Here is an 18408-nt window from a genome sequence, read left to right as displayed (position 1 = left end):
AGTGAAAGTGTAAAGACTACCGACACGGGCGCATTTGATCCTGCACAAACCCGCGGCAGGCCGGCAGTGCTTTCTTCATGGCGTGCGCAGGCCGATATGCAGGTTGACCACGCCCGGCTCCTCCGACGGCGTGACCTCGCCGCCAAAGCTTTTCACCAGCCGCTGCATGCCCTTGTTGCGCGCCATGGCCTCGCCCACCAGCGCTTCCGTGCCGCGGCTGCGGAAGTAATCGACCAGCTTTTCGAACAGGATGTGGCCCAGGCCCTTGCCCTTCAGGGCCGAGCGCACGGCGATGGCGAAATCGGCGTGGATATTGTCCGGGTCGGCCACGGCGCGCACCACGCCCAGGGTTTCCGGCTGGCCGTCCGGCCCCGTGCGCGTGGCGATGAAGGCCATGGCGCGGTCGTAGTCGATCTGCGTCAGGCGCGCCAGCTGCGACACGGGCAGCTCGCGCATGGAGGTGAAGAAACGCAGGCGCACGTCGTCCGGGTCCAGCGCGTGGAACAGATCCATGTGCTGCGGCGCGTCCTCGGGGCGGATGGGACGCAGCAGGATCGGCTGGTCCATCCACGTCACCTGCTCTTCCAGTTCCTGCGGATACGGGCGGATGGCCAGGCGGTCGCTCTTCTGCCCCGGCTGCAGGCGGATGCGCGCGTCGAGCGCGATCACGCCGTGCGCGTCGACCAGCAGCGGGTTGATATCGAGTTCGGCCAGCTCGCCGATATCGGCCACCAGTTCGGCCACCTGGATCAAGGTGTAGCAGATGGCGTCGATGTCGGCCGGCGGCTGGCTGCGGTAGCCGGCCAGCAGCTTGGACACGCGCGTGCGCGCCAGCATGTCGCGCGCCAGCACCATGTTCAGCGGCGGCAGGCCGATGGCGTGATCGGCCGTCACTTCCACGGCGATGCCGCCCTGCCCCACCAGGATGACGGGACCGAAGGCGGCGTCCGTCGTCACGCCGACGATCAGTTCATGCGACTGCGGCCGGCGCGCCATCTGCTGCACCGTAAAACCGTCGATCAGCGCGTCGGGACGCATGCGGCGCACGCGCTTCTCCATGGCGGCGGCGGCCGTGCGCAGGATGTCCGGCGTTTCCAGGTCCAGCGCCACGCCGCCCACGTCGGACTTGTGCGCGATGTCGGGCGAATGGATTTTCAGCGCCACCGGGTAGCCGATGTCCGCCGCCACGGCCAGCGCCTCTTCCACGTCGGCCGCCATGCGCGTGGTGGCGACGGGAATGCCGTAGGCGGCCAGGATCTCCTTCGAGCGGCATTCGCCCAGCACCGTCTGGCCGGCCGCCAGCGCGGCGGCGACGATTTCGCGCACGCGCGCGCGGCGCGGCGTGGCCGACATGGGCAGTTGCGCCGGCACCTGCATCAGCGTTTCCTGGTTGCGCCGGTACTGCACGATCTGCATGAAGCCATGCACGGCCTTTTCCGGCGTGTCGTAGGTGGGAATGCCGGCGCGATTGAAGACCTGGCGCGCGGGCGCCACCGTGGTGCCGCCCAGGAGGCACGACAGCACCGTGCGCGAGGTGGCCTTGATCAGCGGCGTGACGGCTTCGGCGATGTCGATCGAGGAGACCATGGCCGTGGGTGCGTGCAGCAGCAGCAAGGCGTCCGCCTGCGGCTCGTCGAGCAGCGGCTTGATGGCGTCGACATAGCGCTGCACGGCCGAATCGCCGGGCAAGCCGACGGGATTGTCGTGCGACCAGCCGCGCGGCAGCGCCTTTTCCAGCGCGATGACGGTATCGGGCGACAGTTCGGCCAGCTTGCCGCCGCTGCCCACCAGCGCATCGGTGGCCATCACGCCCAGGCCGCCGCCGTTGCACAAAATGGCCAGGCGCTCGCCGCGCTGCGCGCGGATATGCGTGAGCGTTTCCACGGCGTCGAACAGCTCCTCGGCCGAATACACGCGCAGCATGCCGGCGCGGCGGATGGCCGCGTCGTAGACGGCGTCGGAGCCGGCCAGCGCGCCCGTGTGCCAGGCCGCCACGGCCGCGCCTTCCGCCTCGCGCCCCGCCTTCAGCACGATGACGGGCTTGCTGCGCGCGGCCGCCCGCGCCGCCGACATGAATTTGCGCGCCGCGTGGATGTCTTCCATGTACAGCAGGATGGCGGCCGTGTCGATGTCGCCGGCCAGGTAATCGAGCAGGTCGCCGAAATCGATGTCGTAGCTGCCGCCCAGCGAAATGAACTTGGAAAAGCCCACGCCGTGCGCGTTGGCCCAGTCGAGCACGCCCGATACCAGCGCGCCCGATTGCGAGACAAAGGCGATCTTGCCGCTCGTCGCGCCCACGTGCGCGAAGCTGGCGTTCAAGCCCAGTTTGGGCACCAGCAGCCCCATGCTGTTGGGCCCCAGGATGCGCAGCAGGTGCGGCTTGGCCGCCTTCAGCATGGCCAGGCGCAGCGACTGTTCGCGCGTGGGGTCGAGTCCCGAGGTCATGACGATGGCCGCGCGCGTGCCCAGCGCGCCCAGTTCGCGGATCAGGGCCGTGATGGTGGCGGGCGGCGTGCAGATGATGGCCAGGTCCGGCGCTTTCGGCAGCTGCGACAGCTTGCGGTAGCATTTCAGGCCCATCAGCTCGTCGTACTTGGGGTTGACGGGCCAAATATCGCCCTGATATCCCCCGCCCAGCAGGTTGTACAGGGCGATGGCGCCCAGCTTGCGGTCGCGCGCCGTGGCGCCGATCAGGGCCACCGAGGCCGGCTTGAACAGCTTGTCGAGATTACGGATACTCATGTTCTGGCCTCATGGTTTGCCGGAGTGGCGAAAGGTATCCCCCAGTGTATCGGATGCCTTGCCAAAAAAATTTGACTTTGCAAAGCGTTTCACGAAAAAACCGCGCGCGCCTACCAGCGCGAGCGGTGGCTTTCCGTCACGCCCGCCAGCTGCGCCACGATGCGCTTGGGCGACTCCGCGCTGGCGCGCACCCAGCCGCTGAAGGTGCCGATGGGCTGGATGTAGCGGCTGGCGGCGATCCACAGGTTTTTATCCTCGCGCCGCGCCCCTTCCGGCTTGAAGTGCAGGTCCAGCAGATCGTCGTCCGTCCATACGTGCCACGGCGCCAGCGGGTTGTCGGGATTGAAGTCGAAATGCGCGCGGCCCAGCGCATGCAGCTGGCCGTCGAGCCACAGCGCATTTTCGTGCGCGCCGAAATAGCCGGCCTGCAGGTTGAAACCGAGGTCCAGGCTGTGCGCCGAAGCCCAGCGCCATTCCGTCTCGCGCGCCAGCAAGCCGTTCGAATAATCGAAGCTGGCCACGCCGTCGTCCAGGCTGTAGCCCATGGCGCCGCAGCGCAGCGTGCCCCATAGCGGCAAGCCGCCCGACTTTTGCGTCGCATGCACGGCGCCGCCTTCGCCCACGGGGCCGACGGCCAGCAGGGTGGGCGCCACGGGCGGGCCGAATTCCGCGTCGATGCCGAAATGGCCGCAATCGAGCAGCAGGCGGTAGCGCTGCTGGGGCTGGGCCTCGATGGAGATCACGTGCGACAGGAAGCGGAAGCGGCTGGAAGCACCCGCATGCGGCGCCACCGATGCGCTCAAGCCCGGCACGCCATCCTGCGAAAAGCTCGCCACGATCTTGCCCTTGTGGCGGTCGAAGGCATACGCGAACGCCGTGCTGGTCCAGCCCAGGTCGACGATGGCCACGCCGCAAAAGACGCTGGGCGTGGACAGCGCCACGTAGTGCCAGCGTTTGTGGTGGAACAAACGCCAGACGGCGCCGCGCGCGTGCGGCGGCGCCAGCGCGGCCCAATCGAAGGCGCCGGCCAGGCCCGCATAGCGGCCAAAACGGGGCACGCCATCCGCGTCCAGCACGTCGGCAGGGGCCGGTGGCAGCATCATGCGGCCTGCCTTGCGGCAGCGCCGCCGTCGTGCAGGGCGGCCGCCAGCTGCGCGCCGAAGGCTGCCGGCTGCGCCTGGACTATCTCGACCTGCGGGCAGGCATGCCAGAGCGCCAGGCGCCGCACGGCGCCGGCCACGTCCTGCACCAGGCGGGGACTGACGCGCACGCCCTCTTCCAGCGCCAGCGACTTGATCTCGAAGCGCCCCTGCGCGCGGTGCGCCTTGGCGTCCAGGCGGCCCACCAGCGCGCCACGGCGCAGGATCGGCAAGGTGAAGTAGCCATAGCGGCGCTTCTCGGCGGGCGTATAGCATTCGAGCCGGTAGTCGAAGCCGAACAGTTCGAGCGCGCGGCGCCGGTCCCACACGACAGGATCAAAAGGCGACAGGATCGTCGTCAGGGTGGGCGCCAGCTTGCCGGCGGCGGCCGCGCGCGCCAGGTCCGCGTGATCGGCATGCACGTAGACGGCGTCGCTCCAGCCGTCCACCGTGCAGCGCAGCAGCGCGCCCTCGTCCACCAGCGCCTGCAGATCGTGCGCCAGGCTGGCGCGTGACTGTTTGGTGCGGAAGTAGTCGCTGATCCAGCTGGCGCGCGCCAGGCCCAGCGCCTTCACGCTGGCCAGCAGCAGGCGCCGCCGCACCTGCTCTTCCGACGGCAGCAGGCCGTCGTGCCAGTCCGGCAGCACCCGCTCGGCCAGGTCGTAATAGCGCTGGAACTGATGGCGTCTGGCGATCATCAGCACGCCCGACGTGAACAGCACTTCGAGCGAGCGCTTTTCCGGCTTCCAGCTCCACCAGCCGCCCGCCTGCCCATCCGTGCGCTCGAAGTCGGCCGAACGCGCGGCGCCGTTGGCGCGGATGTGCTCGAGCACCGACGCCACAGCCTCGCCCTGCTCGGCCATCCATTTCACCGAATACTTCCAGCCCATGGCGGCAGGATCGAGCATGCGGTGGCGGTACAGTCCATAGTCTTCGATGGGCACGAAGCAGGCTTCATGCGCCCAGTATTCGAACAGCGCGCCCTCGGCCAGCAGCTGCTCCAGCCACGGCTGCGGATAGTCGCCCAGCCGGCTCCACAGCACCAGGTACGGGCTGCGCGCCACCACGTGGATGGTGTCGATCTGCAGCACGCCCATCTGGCGGATGGCGGCCAGCACGTCGGCCTTGACGGCTTTTTTGCGCCGCGCCTGCAGCAAGCCTTGCGCGGCCAGGTGCAGGGCGCGGGCGGCGGCCAGGGACAGCGGTGCGCAAGAAGGTGGCGGCAGGATCGGCAAGGTGGGCAAGGTCGGATCTTCCTCGGCAAAAAAGGTGGCGCGCGCCGTCGGCGGGCATTTCAGGAAGATACCGCATTCCCACCGCGCACCCGGACTTTTTTGCTGAATTTTTTTCATGCTGTCGCGTATTTTTTTTCATGTTCCGCACCGCGATAGTGCGAAAAATCAGGCCGGCATGACGATTTGATGATCAGCACGGCAAGCCGCTTGACAGGCTTCCTGCGCTTCTATAACTTATGGAAAATATTGCCATGCGGCAATTAAATCACCTCTCCCAGTCCAGACGCCATAGTTCCGTCTTGCCGCCTTCCGGCCGCCAGGCGACGCAGTGACGCCGGCGCGCATGCGGTCGCGCGGCGGCAGTGGCAGGGAGGTGGGAACAACCAGTCTGGCCAATCTCATTATTCATCTCGCTTAATCAATAACAACAAGGAAGAGAACATGCACCTATCCCTGCTTCGGCACCGGCCGCAACGGCCTGGCCTTCAGCGTTTTTCCAGACGGGGCCTGCCGCTGGCCCTGGCCATGCTGCTGGCGGCATGCGGCGGTGGCGGCGACAGCGCCAGCGCGCCGCCCATGGCGCAGCGCCTGCTGGCGCAAACCGGCGCGGAAACGGCGCTGACGCCCGTCGCCGCCACGGCCAGTTCGGCCGAACGGGGCGACTTGTCGGCCAGCGCCGCCATCGACCGCAACGACAGCACGCGCTGGGGCAGCGGCTTTTCCGACAATGAATACCTGACGCTCGATTTCGGCATCACGCACACCATCACGCGCGTGCGCATCGCCTGGGAAAACGCGCACGCCAGCGCCTACCTGCTGCAGGTCTCGGACGACAACACGCACTGGACCACCGTGCAGCGCGTCGACGACAGCCAGGGCGGCATCGAGGACCTCTCGGGCTTTGCCGCCCAAGGACGCTACCTGCGCATGCAGGGCGTGAAGCGCTCGGGCCAGTACGGCTATTCCATCTTTGAAATCCAGGCGTTCTCGGGCACGCCTGCCCTGCCGCCGGTGACGCCGCCCGTCACCGAACCGCCGCCCGTGAGCAGCGACCCAAGCCAGCCCGGCGCGGATATCCGCCCCGTGGCCGCCACGTCGTCGCCCGTGGAAAACAACGGTATGTCGGCCGCCATGGCCATCGATGGCAAGACCGGCACGCGCTGGGCCAGCAAGTTCGAGGATGGCGCCTGGATCCAGTTCGACTTCGGCGCCAGGACGCCCGTCGGCTACATGAAACTGCTGTGGGAAAACGCGTATGGCAAGCAGTACGCGCTGCAGGTGTCCGACGACGGCCAGCAATGGTCGCAGATCCGCTACGTGAGCAATGGCCGCGGCGGCACCGAGGAATTCTTCAACCTGGGCGTGCATGCGCGCTACATCCGCCTGCAGGGCGTGGCGCGCGCCACGCAGTACGGCTATTCGCTGCTGGAAGTGAACTTCAAGGCGCCGGGCAGCGACAACAGCCTGCCTTCCACCGCCACCTCGGCGCTGAAATTTCCCCAGGACGGCACCGGCATGACGCCGCTGCCGGCCGCCGCGCAGCCGCTGGAAAGCCTGCAATTCACGCTCGCCGACGGCACCCTGGTGACGCGCTTCGGCGCGCGCGGCCTGGCGCGCCACGGCCGCGAACGGGGCGAAGAGTGGAATGAAATCGGCTACGGCCCGAATGAAACGGTCGATCCCGTCACGGGCCTGCCGCAGGACAAGGGACCCGGCAACTACCTCACCTTCGTGCCGCAATACTTCAAGAACCGCACCTGGGGCGTGGAGATCATCGACAACAGCAAGGTACGCGGCGTCACCCGGCCCACCCTGATCGTCAACCAGTACACCACCGTCGACTTCCTCTCCGGCGGCGTGGCCTTCTTCCGCGGCTTCGACCGTCCCGGCGTGACGGGCTACGGCTGGATGTCGCCCGGCGAACTGGTGGACCGCAATGTCCCCGTCTGCAAGCCGATGGCCTACCCCGCCAATGATCGCCTGACGAACGCCAACGGCATCAACGGCGCCTGCACCCTCTTGATCAAGGAGTATCCCGGCCATGGCGGCCTCGATGCCGGCGGCATGCCGAACGGTACGGACGTCAAGGCGCGCGCGCTGACGGCGGGCGACATCATCGAAGTCTCGCCATCGATGTTTTCCACCACCGCCTCGATGGCCTCGAAGGGCGACGACGGCGGCATCCGCTACTACTCGTACGAATGGACCTACGTGGTGGGCGCGGGCCTGCGGCCCTGGTACGGCGTGCAGCCGCGCCTCAATTCCGTGCCGCTGCCGGAAGAAACGCTGTCCGGCGGCCTCGGTTCCGTGTCGTATAACTACTCGGACAATGCCCTCTTCATGTTCCAGCAGCCGCACAACCATATCGGCATGCAGAACATGCAGCGCTTCGTCGAGGGTCGGCGCCTGGTGCACACGAATTTCACCACCGGCGAGCACAACGAGGGCGGCAACGACCGCTATGCGCCGGCCGTCAAGCTGCAGGGGCAGCGCTACGCCCAGTCGGCATGCATCGCCTGCCACGTCAACAATGGCCGCAGCCCGGCGCCCGTGACCCTGAACCAGCGACTCGACACGATGGCCGTGCGCGTCGCCAGCCTGAATGCGGCCGGCCAGCAGGTGCCCCACCCGCAATATGGCACGGCGATCCAGATGAATGCCGTCTCGCCTTCCGGCGTGCCGCAAAACTGGGGCAACAGTGTCAGCGTGGGCGGTTTCACGACGAGCAAGACCACCCTGGCCGATGGCACGCAGGTGGAACTGCGCCAGCCGACCCTGGCCTTCGAAGGCCCCGTGCCCGCCATCGTCTCGCTGCGCGCGGCGCCGCCGATGATCGGCACGGGCCTGCTCGAAGCCGTGCCGGAAGCCGACATCCTGGCGCGCGCCCGCGCCACGCCGGACGCCGACGGCGTCAAGGGACAGCCCAACTATGTGTTTGATCCGGAAACGGGCGCCGTGCGCCTGGGCCGCTTCGGCTGGAAAGCCTCCAAGGCCACCTTGCGCCACCAGGCGGCCGACGCGCTGCTGCTGGACATGGCCGTCACCTCGCCCGTGTACCGCAACCGCGCCTGCATGGCCGGACCGGCGGCCTGCGCGGCGGGCGGCGCGCAGCCCGGCATCTCGGAGGCGGACCTGCAGTCGATCACGCAATACCTGGCCCTGGTGGCCGTGCCGGCCCAGCGCAGCATCGCCAGCGGCTTCCCGAAAGGCGTGGCGCCGATCGAGGAACTCAAGGTCGACCCGCAGCAGGTGGCCGCCGGTTCCAGGCTGTTCCAGGGCATGCGCTGCGCCGCCTGCCACACGGTGGAAATGAAGACGGGCGCCGGACACCTGTTTGCGGAACTGCGCAACCAGACCATCCGCCCGTACACCGACCTGCTGCTGCACGACATGGGCCCCGGGCTGGCCGACAAGTTCAGCGAAGGCCAGGCGCAGGGCAGCATGTGGCGCACGGCGCCCCTGTGGGGCATCGGCTACACGGAAAAAGTCATGGGCAACGGCGGCAAGGCCGGCTACCTGCATGACGGCCGCGCGCGCAGCCTGACGGAGGCGATCCTGTGGCACGGCGGCGAAGGCGGCAAGGCGCGCCAGCGTTTCGAGAACCTGTCGAAAACAGAGCGCGACGCGCTGCTGGCGTTCCTGAAGTCGCTGTAGGCGCGTGAAGCACCGCTGGCGGTGCCGTCATGGAAAGATGACGGTCACCGCCAGTCCCCGGCCCTGCAGGCCGGCCCCCAGCACAATCTGCGCGCCATGCCGTTCGGCGATGCGGCGCACGATGGACAATCCCAGCCCGCTGCCAGGCAGCTGTGCGCCGCCAAGACGCACGAAGCGCTCGAACACGCGCGCGTGCATTTCCTCGGCGATGCCCGGCCCCGTATCGGCCACGCGCAGGACACTGCGCCCCTCCTCCACCCCGCAACTGACGACGACGGCACCCGGCGCCGGCGTGTAGCGCAGCGCATTGTCGACCAGGTTGCGCAGCAGGATCTGCAGGCTGTCCGCGTCCAGCGCGCACGGCGCCGTCGCCGCGGCCACCGTCAGCGACAATTGATACGGCGCGGCCAGCGCCTGCCACTGCGCATGCTGCCCTGCCAGCAGCGGCGCCAGGTCGCCCGCCGCCAGTGCCGCCCCGGCCGGCGCCTGCGGGTCCAGCCGCGCCAGCGCCAGCAGCTGGTTGACCAGGCGCGTGGCGCGTTCCACGCTGGCGCCCAGCGCGCCGATGAATTCCTCGCGCTCGTCCGCGCTGCGGGCCCGCTGCAGCACTTGCAGATTGGTCTTGATGGCGGCCAGCGGCGTGCGCAATTCGTGCGCCGCATCGGCCGTGAAGCGCTGCTCGTTGTCGCGGCTGTGCCGCACCCGGCCAAACAGGCGGTTAATTTCCAGCAGCAACGGATGCAGCTCGGCCGGCGCGCCGTGCAGCCTGACGTCGACCAGGTCATGCGGCGTGCGCGCCGAGACCTCATCGGCCGATGCCTGCAGCACACGAAACACGCGGTGGATGCTCCACCAGATGGCGGCGGTGGCCAGCGCCACCAGCAGCAAGCCGAAGAGCGCGATGCGGTAAAAGAAGCCGCGGCTGATGTCGTCGCGGTGGCTGGTCGGCTCGGCCACCAGCAATTGCAGGCTGCGCGGCTGGTCCCACAGCGAATACAGGCGCCAGCGCTGGCCCGCGATCGTGGTCCACGACAGGCCATCGGGCGCGCTGCGCGACAGGCTGATATCGGACGCCGCATCGTTGCGGTACAGCACGCGCTGCTGCGCGTCGCGCACCTTGAACAGCAAATAATGGTGGGGGTTCGGGTGGCCGCGCAGGGGCAGGTCGATCGGGCCCGTCAAGCCATGCTCGCGCACGTCCTTTTCCACCAGCGACAGCAGCAGGTGCCCCGTCTCGATCAGCGACTGGTCGAACAGTTCCTGGCTTTCGCGGCGCGCTTCCACGTAGACGATGGCGGCGCTGCCCACCCACAGGGCCAGGGTCAGGCCCAGCAGCACGGCCAGCAAGTTGCGCCGCAGCGACCAGTGGCGCCAGGCAGGGCCGCTCATGCGGCCACCGCCATTGCGCGGGCGCGCGGTTTCCATCGGTGTGCGCTGGCGACTAGGTGCATGGGCTGGGCCTGGAAAAGAGTGTGCATGATGGCGTGCGCTTGTTAAGAATCTCTTAAGAACTTCTGCGCAAGATCCAGAGCGAAATATTTTTGGGGAAAGAATGCCTGCAATTGTAAATGATTCTTATTGCTTTCATGATTCCCATTACCTCAGCAAATCAGACCAATCACTAATCCACCGTTCAGGAGTTTGCATGTCCCACCGCACCCGCCGCGCGCCACTGCCGCGTCCCACCACTCTAGCCCTGGCCCTGGCCGCCCTGTCCTGGCTGCCGGCCAGCGCCCAGACGGGCACGCCTGCCAGCATGCCGGAAGTGGTCGTCTCCGCCTCCGGTTTCGAGCAGGATATCAAACAGGCGCCCGCCTCGATCACCGTGCTGACACGCGAAGAATTGTCGAAGGAACGCTTCGGCAACCTGACGCAGGCGCTGGAAAGCGTGGAAGGCATCGACGTGGGCGCGGCGGCCGACAAGACGGGCGGCATGAACATCAGCATCCGCGGCATGCCCAGCGACTACACCCTGATCCTGATCGATGGCCGCCGCCAGAACGCGGCAGGCAACGTCACGCCGAACGGCTTCGGCGGCACGCAGACGAGCTTCATGCCGCCGCTGGCGGCCATCGAGCGCATCGAGATCATCCGCGGCCCCATGTCGACCCTGTACGGCTCGGACGCCATGGGCGGCGTGATCAACATCATCACGCGCAAGGTGGGCAAGCAGTGGATGGGCTCCGTCTCGGCCGACTACACCGTGCAGGAAGAAGCGGACTTCGGCGACGTGAAAAGCGGCCGCTTCTACCTGAGCGGCCCCATCGCCACCGACGTGCTGGGCCTGTCCCTGCGCGGCAGCAAGCAGCGCCGCGACGCGGCCGACATCCGCTACAACGGCGCGGCCGGTGCGCAAGTCACCCCGAACATGGGCGCCAATCCCGTGCGCGCGGACATCGACAACTTCGGCGCGCGCCTGTCCTTCACGCCGAACCGCGTCCACACCGTCATGCTCGACGTGGACGCGGGCCGCCAGACCTACGACAATTCGAAGCAGCAGCTGGGCACCGTGGGCTTGCAGGGCGGCTACGGCCCCGAGCAGAAATACCAGCGCGACCAGTGGACCCTGTCGCACACGGGCCGCTTCGGCTTCGGCACCCTGGACAGCAGCTACATGGTGAACAAGACGGAAACCCTGGGCCGCACGATTCCGCCAGGCACGCCGGGCGCCGTGGCCGGCAGCGCGCGCACGCTGGAAGTGGAAAGCCAGGTGGTCGACACCAAGTTGGTCTTGCCTTTGGGCAAGCACATGGCCACCATCGGCGCGCAATGGTGGAAAGCGGAGATGACGGACGGTGTGGCGCCCAAGAAATTCGAGTTCACGCAAAAGGCCCTGTTCGTGGAAGACGAATGGCAGGTGCTGGAGCATCTCGCCCTGACCATCGGCGCCCGCTACGACGATCACAGCATCTTCGGCGGCCAGACCAGCCCCCGTGCGTATGCCGTGTGGAACGCCAACCCGGGCTGGACCGTCAAGGGCGGCGTCAGCAAGGGCTACAAGACGCCGCGCGTGGAACAATTGTCGCCAGGCATCAACGGTTTCGGCGGCCAGGGCACGATTCCCCTCGTCGGCAGCCCGAACCTGAAGCCGGAAACGAGCACGACCACGGAAATCGGCGCCTACTTCGACAACCTGGCCGGCTGGACGGCCAGCGGCTCCCTGTTCAACAACGCCTTCAAGGACAAGATCACGACGGGCACGGGCTTGCTCAACTGCGACTACCGCCCGTCGCCGAACCGTCCCGGCTGCGTCAGCTTCGGCAACTGGCCCAACGTCGACGCCTTCGGCCAGTCGGTCAACGTGGATGAGGCCGTCACGCGCGGCGTCGAGCTGAACACCCGCTTCCCGCTGGGCAAGACCTTGTCGGCCAGCGCCAACTATACCTACACGGAAAGCGAACAGAAGAGCGGCAGCAACGCGGGCAAGCCCCTGAGCGACACGCCCAGGCACGCCGCCAACGCGCGCCTGTCGTGGGATATCTCGCCGCAGTGGAACGGCTGGCTGCGCGGCGAATACCGCAGCGAGCGCTTCCGCGATCCGGGCACCTCGGCCGCCACGCGCGCCGCCAAGGCCGCGCTGGGCGACTACAAGGGCTACACCCTGCTGCACCTGGGCACCAGCTACCAGCTGAGCAAGCGCGTCACCCTGAACGCGGCCGTGTACAACCTGCTCAACAAGGACTTCATCGACTACCAGCCGTACCGCGCCGGGTCGGGTCCGGCCTTGACCTATGCCAACCGCTATGTCAACAGCATGGATGGCCGCCGCCTGTGGCTGTCGGCCACCATGGATTTCTGATGCGGTAATGTATCCGCATCGCCGATGCGAACGGGCTGCCGCAGGGCGGCCCGTTTTTCATTCACGCCGCTTTCGGCTTGTCGATGCAATAGCCGATCGCATGCACGGTGCGGATCACGTCGCGCCCCAGCTTCTTGCGCAGGTGGTGGATATGCACCTGCACGGCATTGCTTTCCACTTCGCCGCCCCAGCTGTACAGGTTTTTTTCCAGCTGTTCGCGGCTCAGCACCCGGCCAGCCTGTTCCAGCAGCAACTGCAGGATGCGAAATTCCTTCAGCGTCAGCAGCACCGGCCGCCCCCCTTGCGTCACCTGCCGGTCGGCGATGTCGAGCACCAGCTCGCCGTGCACGAGGTGCTCGCGCAGCCGGCCCGCCGCGCGGCGGCAGGCGCTGCGGATGCGCGCGGCCAGTTCGTCGAGGTCGAACGGTTTGACGATAAAGTCGTCGGCGCCCGCGTCCAGGCCGGCGATGCGCTCGCCCACCTGGTCGCGCGCCGTGACGATCAGCACGGCGCCGCTGTAGCCATGGTCGCGCAGCACGCCCAGCGCCCGCATGCCATCCTGCCCCGGCAAGCCCAGGTCGAGCAGGATGCAGGCATAGTCGTGCAGGCGCACGGCCGTGTGGGCGTGTTCGGCCGACCGCACCCAGTCCACCGCATGGCCGGCCTGCTCCAGGCCGATCTGCGTGGCGCGGCCCAGCTGCGGGTCGTCTTCGGTCAGCAAGATGCGCATGGGATCGAGGCCAGGCGGCCCGCTCAGTCCTTTTTCTTGATCAGGCCCGCCAGCGCGGCGAACGGATTGTGCGTGGCCGGCGCCACCTCGGCCGACAGCAGGCCGGCGCCGCGATCCGCTTCCAGGTAGCGCGAGTGTTCATTGTCATGGCAATACAGGCACAACAGCTCCCAGTTGCTGCCATCGGGCGGATTGTTGTCGTGGTTATGGTCGCGGTGGTGCACGGTCAGCTGCTGCACGTTGGCGCGCGTAAATTCGCGCATGCAGCGGCCGCAGACCCACGGGTACATTTTCAGCGAACGCTCGCGGTAGCCGCTCTCGCGCTGGTCGGCGGCGCGGCGCGCTTCGGCCACGATCTTGTCCAGTCTTGCCGCGTCGGGCTTTTTACTCTGCATGACAACTTTCGATATGGGAGGGAGAAGCGCCCATTTTAATGAGGATGGCGGCGCAATTGTACTTTTTCTGCCACGGCCCCGGCCCGTATCGGAGCCGGCGTGCTTTTTTTAACGTGCGTGGCACCACAGCTACTTGATTTAACGCAAAATAAGGCCAGCGACAGACGACGACCAGACGATAGGAGCGGCGGCAAAAGCTTCCGCGCAGGGCGGCCGATTTGGGCTATCATGCGCGCCACGCCGCCCCTCCCCTTTTTCATGACTCTAGCCTGCAAGTGCCCGTGATATCGATAACGAGACCCCTGCAACGCCTTGCCAGCCGCCTCTACAGCATTAGCCTGGTGCCCCTGTTCGCGCTCCTGCTGCTGCTGGTGATGTGGGGCGCCGTCATCTATCAGGTGGGCCAGGAGCAGGCCGGCGCCGTGCGCGACGCCGTTGCCGGCAGCCAGACCCTGGCGCGCACCCTGGCCGACCATACCAGCTACATCCTGCGCCAGACGGATCACGCCACGCAGCTGTTCAAGCTCAAATACGAGGAGTCCGGCGGCAATCTGCGCCTCAATGAATTCACGCGCCGCCAGGGACTGCTCGACAGCGTGCTGCCGTCGAAGCTGGAACTGCCCATCGCCCTGGTCGACGCGCACGGCAACGTGATCGACAGCGCCAACGCGTATTTCCCGGAAAAGCTGGCCCATCAGGCCTTCTTCCGCGCGCTGGCCGCCAATCCGGCCGACACGGCCCTGGTCGATACACCCATGCTCGAGGCCGACAGCAGGCACTGGACCATCCGCCTGGCGCGGCGCCTGAACGATGGCCAGGGCAATTTCGCCGGCGCCATCATCATCCACGTCGACCCCACGTATTTCGTCGACGACTACGACCGCCTGAACCTCGACGAACACGGCGCCCTGATGCTGGTGGCGCGCGACAGCGGGCTGACGGTGGGGCGCATCGGCGAACAGCTGATCATCAGCGACCGCCTCGATTTTCGCATGCCCGGCCCGCCCGATCACGCGCCCGAGGAACTGGTGATCGAGCCGCCCATCGACACGACCTCGCGCATCTACAGCTACCGCGAGCTGCCGCGCTATCCGCTGCTGGCCGTGGTGGGCGTCAGCCGCGGCGTGGCCCTGGCCCGTTTCGAGCACCGCCGCAAGGCCTACCTGGGCGCGCTGATCGCCGCCAGCCTGCTGATCGCCGGCTTTACGGCGCTGCTCACGCGCCAGAGCGCGCGCCTGCGCCGCAGCATCCGCCAGGCCAAGGAAACGCAGGCCCTGCTGCGCGCCGCGCACCAGGGCAGCCTCGATGCCGTGCTGCTGCTGAAGGCCTGGCGCCCCGCGCCGGGCAAGCCGGTGGAAGACTTCATTTTCGCCGACGTCAACGAACGGGCCGCCGACATGCTGGGCAAGCCCCGCGCGGAACTGCTGGGCCAGCGCGTGCTGCCGCAGGTGCCGCTGCTGCGCGGCGAGCGCTTCTTCAAGCGCTTCCTGCTGGTGATGGAGACGGGCCAGCCGCTGGAAGATGAATTCGAGCTGTCCCTGCCATCGGGCGGCACGCGCTGGCTGCGCCACCAGGTGGTGCCGATCACGGATGGCGTGGCCGTCACCTCGCGCGACATCAGCGCGCGCAAGCACGACGAACTGGCGCTGCAGGACAACCGCAGCTTCCTGCAGTCGCTGATCGACCACTTGCCCGTGCTGGTGTACGTGAAAAGCGCGCGGCCCGAGAACTTCGGCCAGATGGAGGTGTGGAACAAGGCGGCCGAGGACATCACGGGCTATCTGGCCGACGACGTCATCGGCAAGACCGATTGCCAGGCTTTCGCGCCCGACTTCGGCCTGCACGACGCCGAGGACGACCGCGCCATCCTGGCCGAACGCGGCGTCATCGACCATACCGAGAAGCCGCTGCGCCTGCCCGATGGCAGCCTGCGCTACCTGCACGCCGTCTCCGTGCCCGTCTTCGACGAGCGCCAGCAGGTCGAGCATATCCTGTGCATCGCCGAGGATATCTCGCAGCGCCGCCAGCAGGAACTGGAACTGCGCCAGAAACAGGCGGAGCTGGCGGCCGTCACCGACGCCTCGCCGCTGGGGCTGGTGCGCCTGGACCGCCAGCGCCGCTGCACCTACGCCAACCGCACCTTCGAAGCCATCACGGGCCTGCCGCGCGCCGCCGCGCTGGGCGCCGGCTGGACCAGCGCGCTGCACCCGGAAGACTATCCGCTGATGCACGTGGCGCTGGAACAGCTCACGCGCAGCCACGCACCCTTCCAGTCCACGCTGCGCTGCCTGCACCGCGACGGCAAGCTGGTATGGGTCTCCATGAAGATCGCCCCCATCCTCATCGATGGCCAGATCGAGGGCTACGTGGGCAGCCTGGACGACATCACCACCTTGCGCGAATCGGAAGTGGCGCTGCTGGAAAGCGAGGCGCGCCTGCGCACCATCGCCGACACCTTGCCGGCCATGATCGCCTATGTCGACGCGGACCAGGTCTACCGCTTCCTGAACCTCGCCTATGAACGCGAGTTCGGCCTGACGGGCCGGCACGTGCTGGGCAAGAGCGTGCGCGAGACGGTGGGCGAGGCGCGCTACCGGACGGTGGCGCCCTACATCGCGCGCGTGCTGACGGGGGAAACCCTGAGCTTCGAGGAAGAGGATGAAAATGAAGGCATCGAGCGCTGCATGGAAGTGATCTACATCCCGCAGATCGGCGAAGACAACCTGCAGGTGGTGGGCTTTCACGTCATGCGCCAGGATATCACCGTGCAGAAGCGCGAAAAACAGCGGCTGCTGCAACTGGCCCAGGTCGATGCCCTGACAGGCTTGTCGAACCGCGCCGGCTTCCAGCAAAAGCTCAGCGACGCCATGCACGCGAGCCGCCAGCAGCGCCACCTGATGGCCGTCATGTACATGGATATCGACCGCTTCAAGCCCGTCAACGACACGCATGGCCACGGCATCGGCGACGCCCTGCTGCGCGCCTTCGCCCAGCGCCTGACGCAGACCATGCGCGTCACCGACATCATCGCCCGCCTGGGCGGCGACGAATTCACCATCATCATGGAGCAGATCGGCAAGCCCGACGACGCGGCCGTGCTGGCGGAAAAAATCGTCACCGCCATGCAGCAGCCGTTCGAACTGGAAGGCATCACGGTGCGCATTTCCGCCAGCATCGGCCTGGCCTTCTACCGCGATGAAGACATCTCCCCCGCCGTGCTGCTGCAGCGCGCCGACGTGCTGCTGTACCAGGCCAAGCAGGATGGGCGCAATACCTACAGGGCCGGCGTGCTGACTGCTTGAGCACCTGAGAAAACGTCGATGGCTGCGTTGCAGTGCCTTGCCCTGAACGTTTTTCAGGCACTCCGGAGGTATCGATAAAAATCGAAAACGCTCTTCGAAATTCGTTCAATTCTCCAGTACCTGCCTCATTTCAGCTATATTGGCGCCTGTTTCCCCTACCCTTGCCCCACCATGCGCCTGCTGCACACTTCCGACTGGCATCTGGGCCAGACCCTGCACAACTATGAACGGGGCTACGAGCACCAGCGCTTCCTCGACTGGCTGCTCGACACCCTCGTGGCCGAGCAGGTCGACGTGCTGCTGGTGGCCGGCGACGTGTTCGACAACGCCAACCCGTCCGCCGCCTCGCAAAAGCAGCTGTACGTGTTCCTGCAGCAGGCGCGCGCGCGCATGCCGGCGCTGCAGCTGGTGGTCGTGGCGGGCAACCACGATTCGGCTGGCCGCCTGGAAGCGCCCGGCCCCCTGCTGGCCGCGCACGGGACGCACGTCATCGGCCATCTGCTGCGCGGCGACGATGGCCAGATCGACCTGGAACGCCTGCTGCTGCCGCTGGCGGGCAGCGACGGCCAGGTGCGGGCCTGGTGCCTGGCCGTGCCCTTCCTGCGTCCCGGCGACGTGCCGAAGCTGCCGGCCGGCGACACCCAGGATGCCTACCTGGGCGGCATCGCCCTGCTGTACCGCCAGTTGACGGACCTGGCGCTGGCGCGCCGCCAGCCCGACCAGGCCATCATCGCCATGGGCCACTGCCACATGGTGGGCGGCGAAATGTCGAACGACTCCGAGCGGCGCATCGTCATCGGCGGCACGGAAATGCTGCCCTCGGGGATTTTTGACGCCGCCATCGCCTACGCGGCGCTGGGCCACCTGCACAAGGCGCAAGCCGTGGGCGGCCAGGAACACATCCGCTACTGCGGCAGCCCGATTCCCCTGTCCTTCGCCGAAGTCAATTACCGGCACCAGGTGCTGTGCCTCGATATCGACGGCGAGCAGCTGACGGAGGTGCGCGCCATCGACGTGCCGCGCGCCGTGCCCCTGCTGCGCGTGCCCGCCGCGCCGGCGCCGATTGCCGACGTGCTGGCGCAGCTGGCCGCACTCGACGTGCCCGACGCTCCGGCCGAGGCGCAACCGTTCCTGGAAGTGCGTGTGCGCCTGGACGCGCCCGAACCGGGCCTGCGCACGCGCATCGAGGCAGCGCTGGACGGCAAGCCCGTGCGCCTGGCGAAGATCGAAACGTCGAGCGCCGCGCGCGGCAACGCGCCCGAGAACATGACGCTCGACCAATTGGCCCAGCTGCAGCCGGACGACATTTTCCGCCGCCTGTACCAGCAAAAATACGCCAGGGAAGCGCCGCCCGAACTGCTCTCGGCCCTGGCCGAACTGCTGCTGCCCGGCGCTTGACCACACCAGAAGAA

General features: G+C 67.4%; 10 protein-coding genes. 4 read left to right on the top strand and 6 right to left on the bottom strand.

Translation table 11 applies throughout. The features are described 5' to 3' along the window. Positions 1–75: 75 nt before the first annotated feature. From BM193_RS19045 to BM193_RS19035, 3 genes are all read right to left on the bottom strand, one after another. A complete protein-coding gene (locus BM193_RS19045) occupies positions 76–2742 on the bottom strand; it encodes a bifunctional acetate--CoA ligase family protein/GNAT family N-acetyltransferase (protein WP_175533350.1) in 2667 nt (888 codons plus the stop codon). 110 nt (positions 2743–2852) lie between these two features. Beyond that, entirely contained in the window at positions 2853–3845 is a 993-nt protein-coding gene (locus BM193_RS19040) for a DUF2804 domain-containing protein (protein ID WP_092799679.1), read from the bottom strand. Beyond that, complete coding sequence (locus BM193_RS19035; RefSeq protein WP_092799681.1) at positions 3842–5233, bottom strand: winged helix-turn-helix domain-containing protein; 1392 nt, start codon at positions 5231–5233, stop codon at positions 3842–3844. The genes BM193_RS19040 and BM193_RS19035 overlap by 4 nt, the downstream gene beginning before the upstream one ends. Positions 5234–5557: 324 nt before the next feature. Here BM193_RS19035 and BM193_RS19030 point away from each other — a divergent pair, with 324 nt between their 5' ends. Next, positions 5558–8770: a di-heme oxidoredictase family protein gene (locus BM193_RS19030; protein WP_217638498.1), complete on the top strand. Its 3213-nt coding sequence runs from the start codon at positions 5558–5560 to the stop codon at positions 8768–8770. Between the two features lie 27 nt (positions 8771–8797). Here the strand turns inward: BM193_RS19030 and BM193_RS19025 are convergent, their stop codons facing one another. Continuing rightward, positions 8798–10195, bottom strand: a complete 1398-nt coding sequence (locus BM193_RS19025) for a sensor histidine kinase (RefSeq protein WP_254786317.1) — start codon at positions 10193–10195, stop codon at positions 8798–8800. A 220-nt stretch (positions 10196–10415) separates the two neighbouring features. Here BM193_RS19025 and BM193_RS19020 point away from each other — a divergent pair, with 220 nt between their 5' ends. Then, the gene (locus tag BM193_RS19020) at positions 10416–12569 is read left to right on the top strand and encodes a TonB-dependent receptor domain-containing protein (protein WP_092799683.1); all 2154 of its coding nucleotides are present in this window, start codon (positions 10416–10418) and stop codon (positions 12567–12569) included. A 61-nt stretch (positions 12570–12630) separates the two neighbouring features. Here the strand turns inward: BM193_RS19020 and BM193_RS19015 are convergent, their stop codons facing one another. After that, positions 12631–13299, bottom strand: a complete 669-nt coding sequence (locus BM193_RS19015) for a response regulator (RefSeq protein WP_092799685.1) — start codon at positions 13297–13299, stop codon at positions 12631–12633. A gap of 23 nt (positions 13300–13322) precedes the next feature. Then, on the bottom strand, positions 13323–13694 hold the full coding sequence (locus BM193_RS19010; RefSeq protein WP_034755042.1) for a YajD family HNH nuclease: 372 nt from the start codon (positions 13692–13694) through the stop codon (positions 13323–13325). A 341-nt stretch (positions 13695–14035) separates the two neighbouring features. Here BM193_RS19010 and BM193_RS19005 point away from each other — a divergent pair, with 341 nt between their 5' ends. Further along, the gene (locus BM193_RS19005) at positions 14036–16996 is read left to right on the top strand and encodes a PAS domain S-box protein (RefSeq protein ID WP_092799687.1); all 2961 of its coding nucleotides are present in this window, start codon (positions 14036–14038) and stop codon (positions 16994–16996) included. 171 nt (positions 16997–17167) lie between these two features. Continuing rightward, positions 17168–18394 (top strand): exonuclease SbcCD subunit D C-terminal domain-containing protein, encoded by a 1227-nt coding sequence (locus BM193_RS19000; protein WP_092799689.1) that lies wholly within the window; start codon positions 17168–17170, stop codon positions 18392–18394. Positions 18395–18408: the final 14 nt, after the last annotated feature.

Source organism: Janthinobacterium sp. 344, from assembly GCF_900112025.1.
Lineage (GTDB): Bacteria > Pseudomonadota > Gammaproteobacteria > Burkholderiales > Burkholderiaceae_D > Janthinobacterium.
Note: the sequence above shows the minus strand (reverse complement) of the source record. Positions and strands in the feature narration are given on the sequence as shown.